This is a genomic window from Pseudomonas sp. HR1, from assembly GCF_030175875.1.
Lineage (GTDB): Bacteria > Pseudomonadota > Gammaproteobacteria > Pseudomonadales > Pseudomonadaceae > Chryseomonas > Chryseomonas oryzihabitans.
The window spans coordinates 1-15,466 of the sequence record NZ_JASNRF010000011.1; the positions used below are offsets into that span (position 1 = coordinate 1).

Annotated in this window: 13 protein-coding genes and 1 tRNA gene; all 14 read right to left on the reverse strand. The window is 61.3% G+C overall.

Going from position 1 to position 15,466, the window contains the following annotated elements; all coding sequences use genetic code 11:
• Positions 1-107, reverse strand: a 107-nt coding sequence (locus QKY98_RS23170) for a GTP-binding protein (RefSeq protein ID WP_260982912.1), incomplete at its 3' end; no start/stop codon positions are given.
• 28 nt (positions 108-135) lie between these two features.
• A complete protein-coding gene (gene fusA, locus QKY98_RS23175) occupies positions 136-2,238 on the reverse strand; it encodes an elongation factor G (RefSeq protein WP_027599186.1) in 2,103 nt (700 codons plus the stop codon).
• A gap of 30 nt (positions 2,239-2,268) precedes the next feature.
• A complete protein-coding gene (gene rpsG, locus QKY98_RS23180; RefSeq protein ID WP_007163088.1) occupies positions 2,269-2,742 on the reverse strand; it encodes a 30S ribosomal protein S7 in 474 nt (157 codons plus the stop codon).
• A gap of 86 nt (positions 2,743-2,828) precedes the next feature.
• Positions 2,829-3,200, reverse strand: a complete 372-nt coding sequence (rpsL, locus tag QKY98_RS23185; protein ID WP_007163089.1) for a 30S ribosomal protein S12 — start codon at positions 3,198-3,200, stop codon at positions 2,829-2,831.
• Positions 3,201-3,365: 165 nt separating this feature from the next.
• Complete coding sequence (gene rpoC / locus QKY98_RS23190) at positions 3,366-7,565, reverse strand: DNA-directed RNA polymerase subunit beta' (protein ID WP_017641871.1); 4,200 nt, start codon at positions 7,563-7,565, stop codon at positions 3,366-3,368.
• Between the two features lie 62 nt (positions 7,566-7,627).
• On the reverse strand, positions 7,628-11,701 hold the full coding sequence (rpoB, locus tag QKY98_RS23195; RefSeq protein WP_197851146.1) for a DNA-directed RNA polymerase subunit beta: 4,074 nt from the start codon (positions 11,699-11,701) through the stop codon (positions 7,628-7,630).
• Between the two features lie 224 nt (positions 11,702-11,925).
• Positions 11,926-12,294, reverse strand: a complete 369-nt coding sequence (rplL, locus tag QKY98_RS23200) for a 50S ribosomal protein L7/L12 (RefSeq protein ID WP_017641869.1) — start codon at positions 12,292-12,294, stop codon at positions 11,926-11,928.
• 79 nt (positions 12,295-12,373) lie between these two features.
• Positions 12,374-12,874, reverse strand: a complete 501-nt coding sequence (gene rplJ, locus QKY98_RS23205) for a 50S ribosomal protein L10 (RefSeq protein ID WP_007163093.1) — start codon at positions 12,872-12,874, stop codon at positions 12,374-12,376.
• Between the two features lie 208 nt (positions 12,875-13,082).
• Entirely contained in the window at positions 13,083-13,778 is a 696-nt protein-coding gene (gene rplA / locus QKY98_RS23210; RefSeq protein WP_007163094.1) for a 50S ribosomal protein L1, read from the reverse strand.
• A complete protein-coding gene (gene rplK / locus QKY98_RS23215) occupies positions 13,778-14,209 on the reverse strand; it encodes a 50S ribosomal protein L11 (RefSeq protein ID WP_007163095.1) in 432 nt (143 codons plus the stop codon). The genes rplA and rplK overlap by 1 nt, the downstream gene beginning before the upstream one ends.
• A gap of 112 nt (positions 14,210-14,321) precedes the next feature.
• On the reverse strand, positions 14,322-14,855 hold the full coding sequence (gene nusG / locus QKY98_RS23220) for a transcription termination/antitermination protein NusG (RefSeq protein ID WP_007163096.1): 534 nt from the start codon (positions 14,853-14,855) through the stop codon (positions 14,322-14,324).
• Between the two features lie 11 nt (positions 14,856-14,866).
• A complete protein-coding gene (gene secE / locus QKY98_RS23225) occupies positions 14,867-15,235 on the reverse strand; it encodes a preprotein translocase subunit SecE (RefSeq protein WP_027601417.1) in 369 nt (122 codons plus the stop codon).
• A 35-nt stretch (positions 15,236-15,270) separates the two neighbouring features.
• Positions 15,271-15,346 (reverse strand) — tRNA-Trp (locus tag QKY98_RS23230).
• 54 nt (positions 15,347-15,400) lie between these two features.
• The coding region (locus tag QKY98_RS23795; RefSeq protein ID WP_201785216.1) for an EF-Tu C-terminal domain-related protein at positions 15,401-15,466 on the reverse strand (66 nt) is incomplete at its 5' end.

The window sequence follows — 15,466 nt, forward strand, 5'->3', positions numbered from 1 at the left end:
CAGACCTTGGTCAGCGCTGCGGTCAGAGTGGTCTTGCCATGGTCAACGTGACCGATGGTGCCCACGTTCAGGTGCGGTTTGTTACGTTCGAATTTTTCTTTAGCCACGAGATAAAACCTCTAGTCAAAGCGCTGATTAAGCTTGTTTCTTGATGATGGCTTCGGCGATGTTCGACGGAGCTTCGGCGTACTTGGAGAACTCCATGGAGTAGCTTGCGCGACCCTGAGACATGGAGCGGACATCCGTAGCGTAGCCAAACATCTCGCCCAGCGGAACCTCGGCACGGATGACCTTGCCGGTCACGGTGTCTTCCATACCCTGGATCAGGCCACGACGACGGTTCAGGTCGCCCATGACGTCGCCCATGTAGTCTTCCGGGGTCACGACCTCGACCTTCATGATCGGCTCAAGCAGCACGGCACCACCCTTCTGGGTGAGCTGCTTGGTCGCCATGGAGGCGGCGATCTTGAACGCCATCTCGTTGGAGTCGACGTCGTGGTAGGAACCGTCGAACACAGCGGCCTTCAGGCCAAGCAGCGGATAGCCGGCAACAATACCGTTCTTCATCTGCTCTTCGATGCCCTTCTGGATCGCCGGGATGTATTCCTTCGGAATCACACCGCCCACGACTTCGCTGACGAACTCCAGACCTTCCTGACCTTCGTCGGCCGGTGCGAAGCGAATCCAGCAGTGACCGAACTGGCCACGACCACCCGACTGACGAACGAACTTGCCTTCGATCTCGCAGGTGTTGCGGATGGTTTCGCGGTAGGCAACCTGAGGCTTACCGATGTTCGCTTCCACGCCGAATTCGCGCTTCATGCGATCCACCAGGATGTCCAGGTGCAGCTCGCCCATGCCGGAGATGATGGTCTGACCGGACTCTTCGTCGGTCTTGACGCGGAACGAGGGGTCTTCCTGGGCCAGCTTGCCCAGTGCGATGCCCATCTTTTCCTGGTCGGCCTTGGTCTTCGGCTCGACGGCGACCGAGATCACCGGCTCCGGGAAGTCCATGCGCTCGAGGATGATCGGCTTTTCGATCGAGCACAGGGTGTCACCGGTGGTGACGTCCTTCATGCCGATCAGGGCGGCGATGTCGCCAGCGCGAACTTCCTTGATCTCTTCACGGGTGTTGGCGTGCATCTGCACCATACGGCCGACGCGTTCCTTCTTGCCCTTCACCGAGTTGATGACGGAGTCACCGGAGCTCAGTACACCCGAGTAGACGCGGGCGAAGGTCAGGGTACCCACGAAGGGGTCGGTAGCGATCTTGAACGCCAGAGCCGAGAAGGGCTCGTTGTCGTCTGCATGACGCTCGTCGGTGATTTCCTCGTTGTCCGGGTTGGTACCCTTGATCGCGGGAATCTCGATGGGCGCCGGCAGGAAGTCGATCACGGCGTCCAGAACCAGGGGCACGCCCTTGTTCTTGAAGGACGAACCGCAGACGGCCGGGACGATTTCGCAGGCGATGGTACGCTGACGCAGGCCGGCCTTGATCTCGTCGATCGACAGCTCGCCCTCTTCCAGGTACTTGTTCATCAGCTCTTCGTTGGCTTCGGCAGCAGCCTCGACCATGTTGGAGCGCCACTGCTCGGCATCGGCCAGCATGCCCGCAGGAATCTCTTCCTCGCGATAGGTCATGCCCTGGTCGTCATCGTTCCAGAAGATGGCCTTCATCTTCAGCAGGTCGATCTGGCCCTGGAAGTTCTCTTCCGCGCCAATGGCCAGCTGAACCGGGACCGGAGTGTGGCCCAGGCGCTTCTTGATCTGCTCGACGACGCGCAGGAAGTTGGCGCCGGCACGGTCCATCTTGTTGACGTAGACGATGCGCGGTACGCCGTACTTGTTGGCCTGACGCCATACGGTTTCGGACTGAGGCTCGACACCGGAGGTGCCGCAGAACACCACGACCGCACCGTCCAGCACGCGCAGGGAACGCTCCACCTCAATGGTGAAGTCCACGTGGCCGGGGGTATCGATGATGTTTACGCGGTACTTGTCGTACTGCTTGGTCGAACCGGACCAGAACGCGGTGGTGGCAGCGGAGGTGATGGTGATACCACGCTCCTGCTCCTGCACCATCCAGTCCATGGTCGCAGCGCCGTCGTGAACCTCACCCATTTTGTGGTTCACGCCGGTGTAGAACAGAATCCGCTCGGTAGTAGTCGTCTTACCTGCGTCCACGTGGGCGCAGATACCGATGTTCCGATAGCGGTTAATAGCGGTTGTACGAGCCATAAGGTCCTCGCTTGATTGGAAGCGCTAGGCTTAGAAGCGGTAGTGCGAGAAGGCCTTGTTGGCTTCTGCCATGCGATGCACGTCTTCGCGCTTCTTGACTGCGGCACCCTTGCCTTCAAAAGCGTCCATGAGTTCACCCGCCAGGCGCAGAGCCATGGACTTCTCACCACGCTTGCGCGCGGAGTCCACCAGCCAGCGCATGGCCAGGGCATTACGACGGGAAGGACGAACCTCAACCGGCACCTGGTAGGTAGCACCGCCGACACGGCGGGACTTCACTTCGACCAGCGGAGCGATGGCGTCGAGCGCTTTTTCGAAAACTTCCAGGGGTTCGGCATTCTTGGAACGCTCTTTGACCTTGTCCAGAGCACCATAAACGATACGCTCGGCAACGGCTTTCTTGCCGCTCTCCATCACGTGGTTCATGAACTTGGCCAGGATCTGGCTTCCGTATTTCGGATCGTCAAGTATTTCGCGCTTGGCCGCTACACGACGTCTTGGCATTGATAAGCCCTCAAAACGGTCTTCAGGTTAGCTCGGGACTCGTTGCCCGACCTTACTCTTATCGACTCGAACAAAAAGAAAGGTGGTTACTTCGGACGCTTGGTGCCGTACTTGGAACGGCCCTGCTTGCGGTCCTTCACACCGGTGGTGTCCAGCGAGCCGCGCACGGTGTGATAACGCACACCCGGCAGATCCTTGACCCGGCCACCGCGGATCAGCACGACGCTGTGTTCCTGCAGGTTGTGACCTTCACCGCCGATGTAGGAGGTGACTTCGAAGCCGTTGGTCAGACGCACACGGCAGACCTTCCGCAGTGCGGAGTTGGGCTTCTTGGGAGTGGTGGTGTACACGCGGGTGCACACGCCACGACGTTGCGGGCAGTTTTGCAGCGCAGGTACGTCGGATTTCTCGACGATACGCTTGCGTGCACTACGCACCAGCTGGTTGATAGTTGCCATCTATAGCTCCACTGATTGTCTTGCGACATAAACGAAATAGCAGAACGTCAGTCCTGCCCATTTTCGGGGAACGAAAGTCTAAAGAGCTTCGGCGTCCCAGTCAAGACAAAGCCCCCGGACGCCTGGGGCGCCGGGGGCTTTGTCAAGCGAGACCTGCTACCGAACTCAGCTGGCGCTGGAGTTCAGCGCTTCGGTCAGGGCGGCTTCGGCCTCGCTGGCGCTCACGCGCTGCGGCTTGCCGAGTTCGCGCTGGCGCTTGCGCTCGCTGTGGTAGGCCAGACCGGTACCGGCCGGGATCAGACGACCCACCACCACGTTTTCCTTCAGGCCGCGCAGGAAGTCGCGCTTGCCGGTCACGGCGGCTTCGGTCAGGACACGGGTGGTCTCCTGGAAGGAAGCGGCCGAGATGAAGGACTCGGTGGACAGCGAAGCCTTGGTGATACCCAGCAGCACGCGCTCGTACTTGGCGACGAAGCGATCATTGCCGACCAGCTGCTCGTTCTCTTCCAGGACGTGGGTCAGTTCGACCTGATCGCCCTTGATGAAGCTCGAGTCGCCGGTGTCGCTCACCTCGACCTTGCGCAGCATCTGCCGCAGGATGGTCTCGATGTGCTTGTCGTTGATCTTCACGCCCTGCAGGCGGTACACGTCCTGGATCTCGTTGACGATGTACTTGGCCAGCGCGCTGACACCCAGCAGACGCAGGATGTCGTGCGGGTTGCTCGGACCGTCGGAGATGACTTCGCCGCGGCTTACCTGTTCGCCTTCGAAGACGTTCAGGTGGCGCCACTTCGGAATCAGCTCCTCGTAGGGATCGGTGCCGTCGGTCGGGGTGATGACCAGACGACGCTTGCCCTTGGTTTCCTTGCCGAAGGAGATGGTACCGCTGATCTCCGCCAGGATTGCCGGCTCCTTGGGACGACGCGCTTCGAAGAGGTCGGCCACGCGGGGCAGACCACCGGTGATGTCGCGGGTCTTGGAGGTTTCCTGGGGGATACGGGCGATAACGTCACCCACATGCACCTTGGCACCGTCGCTCAGGTTGACCAGCGCGTTCGGCGGCAGGAAGTACTGGGCCGGTACGTCGGTACCCGGCAGCAGCAGGTCCTTGCCGTTGGCGTCGATCAGCTTGACCGCCGGACGGATGTCCTTGCCGGAAGTCGGGCGATCCTTGGCGTCGAGCACCTCGATGTTGGTCAGACCGGTCAGTTCGTCGGTCTGGCGCTTGATGGTGATGCCCTCCTCCATGCCGACGAAGGCCACGGTACCGTCCATCTCGGTGACGATGGGGTGGGTGTGCGGGTCCCACTTGGCGACGATGGCGCCAGCGTCGACCTTGTCGCCTTCCTTGACCGAGATCACCGCACCGTAGGGCAGCTTGTAGCGCTCGCGCTCACGACCGAAGTCGTCGGCGATCGCCAGCTCACCGGAACGGGACACGGCAACCAGGGCACCGTCGGCACGTTCGACGTGCTTCAGGTTGTGCAGGCGGATGGCACCGCCGTTCTTGACCTGGACGCTGTCGGCCGCGGAAGTCCGGCTGGCCGCACCACCGATGTGGAAGGTACGCATGGTCAGCTGGGTACCCGGCTCACCGATGGACTGGGCGGCGATGACGCCGACCGCTTCACCGATGTTGACCTGGTGACCACGGGCCAGATCGCGACCGTAGCACTTGGCGCAGATGCCATGACGGGTTTCGCAGGTGATCGGCGAACGCACCACGACTTCGTCGACGCTGTTGAGCTCGAGGAACTCGACCCAGCGCTCGTCGACCAGGGTGCCAGCCGGCACGATGATCTCTTCGGTACCCGGCTTGGGCACGTCGCGGGCGATGACCCGGCCCAGAACGCGCTCACCCAGGGGCTCGACCACGTCGCCGCCTTCGATGTGCGGGGTCATGATCAGGCCGCGCTCGGTACCGCAGTCGACCTCGGTCACCACCAGATCCTGGGCCACGTCGACGAGACGACGGGTCAGGTAACCGGAGTTCGCGGTCTTCAGAGCGGTATCCGCCAGACCCTTACGGGCACCGTGGGTGGAGATGAAGTACTGGAGTACGTTCAGACCTTCACGGAAGTTGGCGGTGATGGGCGTCTCGATGATGGAGCCGTCCGGCTTGGCCATCAGACCACGCATGCCGGCGAGCTGACGAATCTGGGCCGCGGAACCCCGGGCGCCGGAATCGGCCATCATGTACATGGAGTTGAAGGACTCCTGGTCAACTTCCTTGCCCTCGCGGTCGATGACCTTCTCTTTCGAGAGGTTGGTCATCATCGCCTTGGACACTTCGTCGTTGGCCTTCGACCAGAGGTCGATCACCTTGTTGTACTTCTCGCCCTGGGTCACCAGGCCGGAGGCGTACTGGCTCTCGATCTCCTTCACCTCGGCGGTGGCGGCATCGATGATGCGGGCCTTCTCGTCCGGGATGACGAAGTCGTTGACGCCGATGGAGACGCCGGACAGGGTCGAATAGGCGAAACCGGTGTACATCAGCTGGTCGGCGAAGATGACGGTGTCCTTGAGACCCACCACGCGGTAGCAGTGGTTGATCAGCTTGGAGATGGCCTTCTTCTTCATCGACTGGTTGACCACGTCGTACGGCAGACCGGCGGGCACGACCTGGAACAGCAGCGCGCGGCCGACAGTGGTGTCGACGATGCGGGTGTTCTTGGTCAGGCTGCCGTCCTTGTGACGGATGGTCTCGTTGATGCGCACCTTGACCTTGGCGTGCAGCGCGGCTTCGCCGGCACGGAAGACGCGATCGACTTCCTGCAGGTCGGCGAACACGCGGCCTTCGCCCTTGGCGTTGATGGCTTCACGGGTCATGTAGTACAGACCCAGAACCACGTCCTGCGACGGCACAATGATCGGCTCGCCGTTAGCGGGCGACAGAATGTTGTTGGTCGACATCATCAGGGCGCGCGCTTCCAGCTGGGCTTCCAGCGTCAGCGGCACGTGCACGGCCATCTGGTCACCGTCGAAGTCGGCGTTGTACGCGGCGCAGACCAGCGGGTGCAGCTGGATCGCCTTGCCTTCGATGAGGACCGGCTCGAACGCCTGGATGCCCAGACGGTGCAGGGTCGGGGCGCGGTTGAGCAGCACGGGGTGTTCGCGGATGACTTCGGCGAGAACGTCCCAGACCTCGGGCAGTTCGCGCTCGACCATCTTCTTGGCGGCCTTGATGGTGGTCGCCATGCCACGGGCTTCCAGCTTGCCGAAGATGAACGGCTTGAACAGCTCCAGGGCCATCTTCTTGGGCAGACCGCACTGGTGCAGACGCAGGGTCGGGCCCACGGTGATCACGGAACGACCCGAGTAGTCGACGCGCTTGCCCAGCAGGTTCTGACGGAAACGACCCTGCTTGCCCTTGATCATGTCGGCCAGGGACTTCAGCGGGCGCTTGTTGGAACCGGTGATGGCACGACCGCGACGGCCGTTGTCCAGCAGGGCGTCAACGGCTTCCTGCAGCATGCGCTTCTCGTTGCGCACGATGATGTCGGGCGCGGCGAGGTCGAGCAGCCGCTTGAGGCGGTTGTTCCGGTTGATGACGCGACGATAGAGATCGTTCAGGTCGGAGGTCGCGAAGCGGCCGCCATCCAGCGGCACCAGCGGACGCAGGTCCGGCGGCAGCACGGGCAGCACGGTCATGACCATCCACTCCGGCTTGTTGCCGGAGCCCTGGAAGGCTTCCATCAGCTTCAGGCGCTTGGACAGCTTCTTGATCTTGGTCTCGGAGTTGGTCTGCGGAATCTCTTCGCGCAGGCGGCCGATCTCGTGCTCCAGATCAATGGCGCCGAGCAGTTGGAACACGGCTTCCGCACCCATGCGGGCATCGAAGTCGTCGCCGAACTCTTCCAGGGCCTCGAAGTACTGTTCGTCGTTGAGCAGCTGGTACTTCTCGAGGGTGGTCATGCCCGGGTCGATCACCACGTAGCTCTCGAAGTAGAGCACGCGCTCGATGTCACGCAGGGTCATGTCCAGCAGCAGGCCGATACGGGACGGCAGCGACTTCAGGAACCAGATGTGGGCGACGGGCGAAGCCAGCTCGATGTGGCCCATGCGCTCGCGGCGCACCTTGGCCAGGGCGACTTCCACGCCGCACTTCTCGCAGATCACGCCGCGGTGCTTGAGGCGCTTGTACTTTCCGCACAGGCACTCGTAGTCCTTGACCGGGCCAAAGATCTTGGCGCAGAACAGACCATCGCGCTCGGGCTTGAAGGTACGGTAGTTGATGGTCTCCGGCTTCTTCACTTCACCGAACGACCAGGAACGAATCATCTCGGGCGAGGCCAGACCGATACGGATGGCATCGAACTCTTCGAGTTGACCCTGGTTTTTCAACAGATTGAGCAAGTCTTTCAAGGCCTTTCCTCCTCACGGACCGGAGACGACCGCCGCGCGGTCGTCTCCTCTAGGGTCTCGTGTTATTCGGTTTCCAGTTCGATATCGATGCCGAGCGAGCGGATTTCCTTGATCAGTACGTTGAAGGACTCGGGCATGCCGGCCTCCATGCGGTGATCCCCGTCCACGATGTTCTTGTACATCTTGGTCCGGCCGTTCACATCGTCCGACTTCACCGTGAGCATTTCCTGCAGGGTGTAAGCCGCGCCATAGGCCTCCAGTGCCCAGACCTCCATCTCCCCGAAACGCTGACCACCGAACTGCGCCTTACCACCCAGCGGCTGCTGGGTAACCAGGCTGTAGGAGCCGGTGGAACGGGCGTGCATCTTGTCGTCCACCAGGTGGTTCAGCTTGAGCATGTACATGTAGCCAACGGTGGTGGTGCGCTCGAAGGCGTTGCCGGTGCGACCGTCATACAGACGCATCTGGCCGCTCTCGGGCAGATCGGCCAGCTTCAGCATAGCCTTGATCTCGCGCTCCTTGGCACCGTCGAATACCGGCGTGGCCATGGGAACACCGCCACGCAGGTTCTTCGCCAGGTCGAGGATTTCCTGATCGCTCAGGTCGTCCAGCTTCTCCTGACGGCCACCGATTTCGTTGTAGATCTCGTGCAGGAAGCTACGCAGTTCGGCAACCTTGCGCTGCTCTTCGATCATCACGTTGATCTTCTCGCCCAGGCCCTTGGCCGCGAGGCCCAGGTGGGTTTCGAGGATCTGACCGACGTTCATCCGCGAAGGTACGCCCAGCGGGTTCAGCACGATGTCCACCGGCGTGCCGTTGGCGTCGTAGGGCATGTCTTCGACCGGCATGATCACCGAGACCACACCCTTGTTACCGTGGCGACCGGCCATCTTGTCGCCCGGCTGGATGCGGCGCTTGATGGCGAGGTAGACCTTGACGATCTTCAGTACGCCCGGAGCCAGGTCATCGCCCTGCTGCAGCTTGCGCTTCTTGTCTTCGAACTTGTCGTCCAGCAGCTGGCGACGGTCGGACAGGTAGGCCTGGGCCTTTTCCAGCTGCTCGTTGTGAGCATCTTCCGCCATGCGCAGCTTGAACCACTGGCCGCGCTCGAGGCCGTTCAGGTACTCGTCGGTGATGACGGCACCCTTCTTGACCGCCGGACCGCCTTCGGCGACCTGACCGACCAGAGCCTGACGCAGACGCTCGAAGGTCGCGCCTTCGACGATGCGGAACTCTTCGTTCAGATCCTTGCGGATCTCGTCGAGCTGGGACTTCTCGATGGCCAGGGCGCGGGAGTCGCGCTCGACGCCGTCACGGGTGAAGACCTGGACGTCGATGACGGTACCCTTGGTGCCGGTGGGCACGCGCAGGGAGGTGTCCTTAACATCGCTGGCCTTTTCGCCGAAGATGGCGCGCAGCAGCTTCTCTTCCGGGGTCAGCTGGGTTTCGCCTTTGGGCGTGACCTTGCCGACCAGGATGTCACCGGCACCGACTTCGGCACCGACGTAGACGATACCGGCCTCGTCCAGTTTGTTCAGCGCAGCCTCACCCACGTTCGGGATGTCGGAGGTGATCTCCTCCGGGCCGAGCTTGGTGTCACGGGCCACACAGGTCAGTTCCTGGATGTGGATAGTGGTGAAGCGGTCTTCCTGGACCACGCGCTCCGACAGACAGATGGAGTCTTCGAAGTTGAAGCCGTTCCAGGGCATGAAGGCCACGCGCATGTTCTGACCCAGTGCCAGCTCGCCCATATCGGTCGAGGGGCCATCGGCTAGGATGTCGAACTTGGCCACCTGATCACCCTTGCTCACCAGCGGACGCTGGTTGATGCAGGTGTTCTGGTTGGAACGGGTGTACTTGGTCAGGTTGTAGATGTCGACGCCGGCTTCACCGGTCTCGACTTCGTCATCGTTGACCCGCACCACGATACGGCTGGCATCGACGGAGTCGATCACGCCACCCCGACGGGCCACGACGCAGACGCCGGAGTCACGGGCGACGTTGCGCTCCATGCCGGTACCCACCAGCGGCTTGTCCGAACGCAGGGTCGGTACGGCCTGACGCTGCATGTTCGAACCCATCAACGCGCGGTTGGCGTCGTCGTGCTCGAGGAACGGAATCAGCGAGGCGGCGACGGAGACGACCTGCTTGGGCGAAACGTCCATCAGGGTGACGTCTTCGGGCGCCTTGACGGTGAATTCGTTCAGGTGACGCACGGCCACCAGCTCGTCGATCAGCCGGTTGTTCTCGTCCAGCCCGGCGGAGGCCTGGGCGATCACGTGGTTGGCTTCTTCGATGGCCGACAGGAAGACGATCTCGTCAGTGGCTACGCCGTCCTTGACCATGCGGTACGGGCTTTCGAGGAAGCCGTACTGGTTGGTGCGGGCATAGGCAGCCAGGGAGTTGATCAGGCCGATGTTCGGACCTTCCGGCGTTTCGATCGGGCAGACCCGGCCGTAGTGCGTCGGGTGTACGTCACGGACTTCGAAGCCGGCGCGCTCACGGGTCAGACCGCCCGGGCCGAGTGCGGAGACACGGCGCTTGTGGGTGATCTCCGACAGCGGGTTGTTCTGGTCCATGAACTGGGACAGCTGGCTGGAACCGAAGAATTCCTTGATCGCGGCGGCCACCGGCTTGGCGTTGATCAGGTCTTGCGGCATCAGGCCTTCGCTTTCGGCCATGGACAGGCGTTCCTTGACGGCACGCTCTACCCGCACCAGGCCCACGCGGAACTGGTTCTCGGCCATTTCACCGACGCAACGGACGCGACGGTTGCCCAGGTGGTCGATGTCGTCGACGATGCCCTTGCCGTTACGGATGTCGACCAGGGTCTTGAGCACGTCGACGATGTCTTCGCGGCTCAGGACGCCCGAGCCTTCGATGGCGTCGCGACCGATACGGCGGTTGAACTTCATGCGGCCGACGGCGGACAGGTCGTAACGCTCGGCGCTGAAGAACAGGTTGTTGAACAGGGTCTCGGCAGCTTCCTTGGTCGGCGGCTCGCCAGGACGCATCATCCGATAGATCTCGACCAGGGCTTCCAGCTGATTGCCGGTGGAATCGATCTTCAGGGTATCGGAGATGAACGGGCCACAGTCGATGTCGTTGGTGTACAGCGTCTCGAGCCGTACGACATTGGCCTTGGCCATCTTGGCCAGCATGTCCAGGGTCAGCTCGGTGTTGCACTCGGCGATGATCTCGCCGGTGGACGGGTGCACGATGGCCTTGGCGGTGGTACGGCCAATGACGTAATCGAAGGGCACTTCCAGCTCGGTGATGCCGGACTTCTCCAGCTGGTTGATGTGGCGGGCGGTCACGCGACGGCCCTGCTCCACGATCACCTTGCCGGTTTCGTCCTTGATGTCGAAGCTGGCGATGTCACCACGCAGGCGCTGGGGCACCAGTTCCAGATTCAGGGTCTCGCCCTTGATGTGGAAGACGTTGGTGTCATAGAAGGCGTCCAGCACTTCTTCGGTGCTGTAGCCGAGCGCGCGCAGCAGTACCGAGGCCGGCAGCTTGCGGCGACGGTCGATACGCACGAACACGGCGTCCTTGGGGTCGAACTCGAAGTCCAGCCAGGAGCCGCGGTAGGGAATGATGCGCGCCGAGTACAGCAGCTTGCCCGAGCTGTGGGTCTTGCCGCGGTCGTGATCGAAGAACACGCCCGGGCTGCGGTGCAGCTGGGACACGATGACACGCTCGGTACCGTTGATGATGAAGGTACCGTTCTCGGTCATCAGGGGGATTTCCCCCATGTAGACTTCCTGCTCCTTGATGTCCTTGATCGCCTTGTTCGACGACTCGCGGTCGAAAATGATCAGGCGAACCTTGACCCGCAGCGGGACGGCGAAGGTCACGCCGCGCAGGACGCATTCCTTGACATCGAAAGCCGGCTCGCCCAGGCGATAGCCGACGTATTCCAGGGCCGCATTGCCGGAATAGCTGATAATCGGGAAAACGGACTTGAAGGCCGCATGCAGGCCGATATCGCGGAACTGGTCTTTGCCTGCGCCCGCCTGCAGGAATTCGCGGTACGAATCCAGTTGGATAGCCAGCAAATAGGGCACGTCCATGACGTGCGGCAACTTGCTAAAGTCCTTGCGGATACGTTTTTTCTCAGTGTATGAGTAAGCCATCAGCGTTCCCCAGCTTGGTCACCAGCTTGTTTGGCCTCTCCGACGGGAGCAGCCGGAAAATCGTGCAAACCCTTGGTTTGCCGCACCCCGAGAGCGAGGTGGATACAGCGCGTTTTGCCAGGCGGATATGCTCGCCCTGCACAAAACGGCAAAAGGCCGGTGGCGTTCGCCACCAGCCATCAGCCGAACGTGAGACGTTCTGGCTGTAGACGCAAGAACCGAACTTACTTGAGCTCGACCTTGGCGCCTGCTTCTTCCAGAGACTTCTTGGCAGCCTCGGCTTCCTCTTTGGAAACGCCTTCCTTGACCACGCCCGGGGCGCCGTCAACGACAGCCTTGGCTTCTTTCAGGCCCAGACCGGTCAGTTCACGAACGACCTTGATGACGTTCACTTTCTTGTCGCCGGCTTCGGTCAACATGATGGTGAATTCGGTCTGCTCTTCGACGACGGCAGCGGCAGCAGCCGGGCCAGCGGCAACGGCGGCAGCGGCGGTCACGCCGAACTTCTCTTCCATCGCCTTGATCAGTTCCACCACTTGCATGACGGACATTTCGGATACGGCGTTGATGATGTCTTCGTTGGTCAGAGCCATGACTCTAGATTCCTATAACAGGGTGCGGCTTCAGGCCGCAAATAATAAGAAAGACTTGCAGGAAACGCAGCACGCCTGATCAGGCGGCGGCAGCTTCCTTTTGGTCGCGAATGGCGGCGAGGGTACGAGCCAGCTTGCTGGTAGCGCCCTGGATGACGCTCATCAGCTGGGACACAGCTTCGTCGTAGGTCGGCAGCGATGCCAGTACGTCGATCTGGTTAGCCGGAATGAGCTTGCCTTCGAACGCGGCGGCCTTGATCTCGAACTTGTCCTGACCCTTGGCGAAATCCTTGAAGATACGGGCGGCAGCGCCCGGATGCTCCTGGGAGAACGCGATCAGGGTCGGGCCCTTGAAGGTGTCGTTGAGGACGTCGAAAGACGTACCTTCAACGGCACGACGCAGCAGGGTGTTACGTACGACACGTACATAGACACCGGCCGCGCGGGCCTCTTTACGGAGTCCGGTCATGGCACCCACAGTCACGCCACGGGCATCGGCCACGACAGCGGACAGGGCACCTTGGGCAGCCTCGTTGACTTCAGCGACGATAGCCTTCTTGTCTTCGAGTTTGATTGCCACGGGTTTAACTCCTGGATGTTACCGTTTCGCCCGATGGACTGGGCGGCGTTTTGGTGTCTGACTCGGTAACCGAATCGGGAGCACCATCTGCGTAGGCTAGGGTTTCCCCGGTTTAAGACCTGCGTCCCCTACGGTCTTGGACAGCCCCCGCCAGGCAGGGACCCCAATCTTGGCGCCGTGCCCGAGGGCACGGCGACTTGCAACTTGCTTAGGCTTCCAGGGAAGCCTGGTCGATCTGCAGACCCGGGCCCATGGTGGAGCTCAGGGTGATGCGCTTGACGTAGATGCCCTTGGAGGTCGAGGGCTTCAGGCGCTTCAGGTCGGCCAGCAGAGCTTCAACGTTCTGCTTCAGCTTCACGGGCTCGAAATCGATCTTGCCAACGGAAGCGTGGATGATACCGTTCTTGTCGGTACGGAAGCGCACCTGACCAGCCTTGGCATTCTTGACGGCGGTAGCGACGTCCGGGGTCACGGTGCCAACCTTGGGGTTGGGCATCAGACCGCGCGGGCCGAGCAGCTGACCCAGCTGGCCAACGACGCGCATGGCGTCCGGCGAGGCGATGACGACGTCGTAGTTCAGGTCGCCGGCCTTCATTTCAGCAGCCAGTTCGTCCATGCCGACTTTCTCGGCACCAGCGGCCAGTGCAGCTTCGGCATTGGCACCCTGGGTGAACACGGCAACGCGAACCGACTTGCCGGTGCCGTTGGGCAGCACGGTGGCGCCACGGACGACCTGGTCGGATTTACGCGGATCCACGCCCAGGTTCACGGAGACGTCGATGGACTCCTTGAACTTGATGGTGGACAGCTCAGCCAGCAGGGCTGCAGCTTCTTCGAAGCCGTACTGCTTGCCAGCCTGGATTTTTTCGGCGATAGCCTTTTGACGCTTAGTGAGCTTGGCCATTACACGCCCTCCACATTCAGACCCATGCTACGAGCGGAACCGGCGATGGTACGCACGGCGGCGTCCATATCGGCGGCGGTGAGATCGGCATTCTTGGTCTTGGCGATCTCTTCCAGCTGGGCGCGGGTGACGGTACCGACCTTCTGGCTGTTGGGACGAGCGGAACCGCTCTGAATGCCAGCAGCCTTCTTGAGCAGCACGGAAGCCGGGGTGCTCTTGATTTCGAAGGTGAAGCTGCGGTCGCTGTACACGGTGATGATCACCGGGGTGGGCAGACCGGGCTCCATGCCCTGGGTGCGGGCGTTGAACGCCTTGCAGAATTCCATGATGTTGACGCCGTGCTGACCCAGCGCCGGACCGACCGGCGGGCTCGGGTTGGCTTGAGCGGCCTTAACCTGCAGCTTGATGTAAGCCTGAATCTTCTTAGCCATGTGCTACTCCAATGATGGGTTCAACGCCCCGCGGGGCTCCCCAATTACTTGCTATATCCCAGTGACGACAAAACCCCGCAGCCTGGGCTACGGGGTGAGGGATGCGGACAACCTAGACCTTTTCGACCTGGCTGAACTCAAGCTCCACAGGGGTCGACCGACCAAAGATCAGTACCGCCACGTGGATGCGACTCTTCTCGTAATTCACTTCTTCGACGACGCCGTTGAAGTCGGCGAACGGACCATCTACCACCCGAACCGTTTCGCCAGCCTCGAACAGGGTCTTCGGCTTGGGCTTGTCGCTGCTGTCGGAGACACGACGCAGAATGGCGTCCGCTTCACGATCAGTGATGGGTGCCGGCTTGTCGGCGGTACCACCGATGAAGCCCATGACCCGAGGAGTATCCTTGACCAAGTGCCAGGTCCCTTCGTTCATTTCCATCTGCACCAGGACGTAGCCCGGGAAAAACTTGCGCTCGCTCTTGCGCTTCTGGCCATTGCGCATTTCCACCACTTCTTCGGTGGGCACGAGAATGTCGCCGAACTGGTCTTCCATTTCGTGCAGCTTGACGCGCTCGATCAACGAACGCATGACATGCTTCTCGTAACCCGAGTAGGCATGCACGACGTACCAACGCTTAGCCACGGCGAACCCTTTCAACCAACAATCGTGGAAACCAGCCAACCGAGCAGGGAGTCAAGCCCCCACAACAACAAAGCCATCACGAGCACCACAGCAACCACGATCAGCGTGGTCTGAGTGGTCTCTTGCCGGGTAGGCCAGACAACCTTGCGAATCTCGGTACGGGCGTCTTTCAGCAAGCCGAAGAAGGCCTGCCCCTTGGCGGTCTGCAGGGCAACAAAGGCAGCAATGGCTGCCAACACCAACAGACCTACCACTCGATACAGGATGGACTGAGCAGCGAAGTAGTGGTTGGCAACAACACCGACCGCTACCAGAACGACAACCACCAGCCACTTCAGCGCATCGAAGCGCGACTCTTTGGCTTCCGCCTTGATGCTCATTGCATGAATCCTGTAAGGAGTGCCAGATGGGAATCTGGCAGGCCAGGAGGGAATCGAACCCCCAACCTGCGGTTTTGGAGACCGCCGCTCTGCCAATTGAGCTACTGGCCTGTAACTTGAATCAGGCCGACCATTATGCCGACCTGACAGTCCAAGATCAATCGATTACTCGATGATCTTGGCAACCACGCCGGCGCCGACGGTACGACCGCCTTCACGGATGGCGAAACG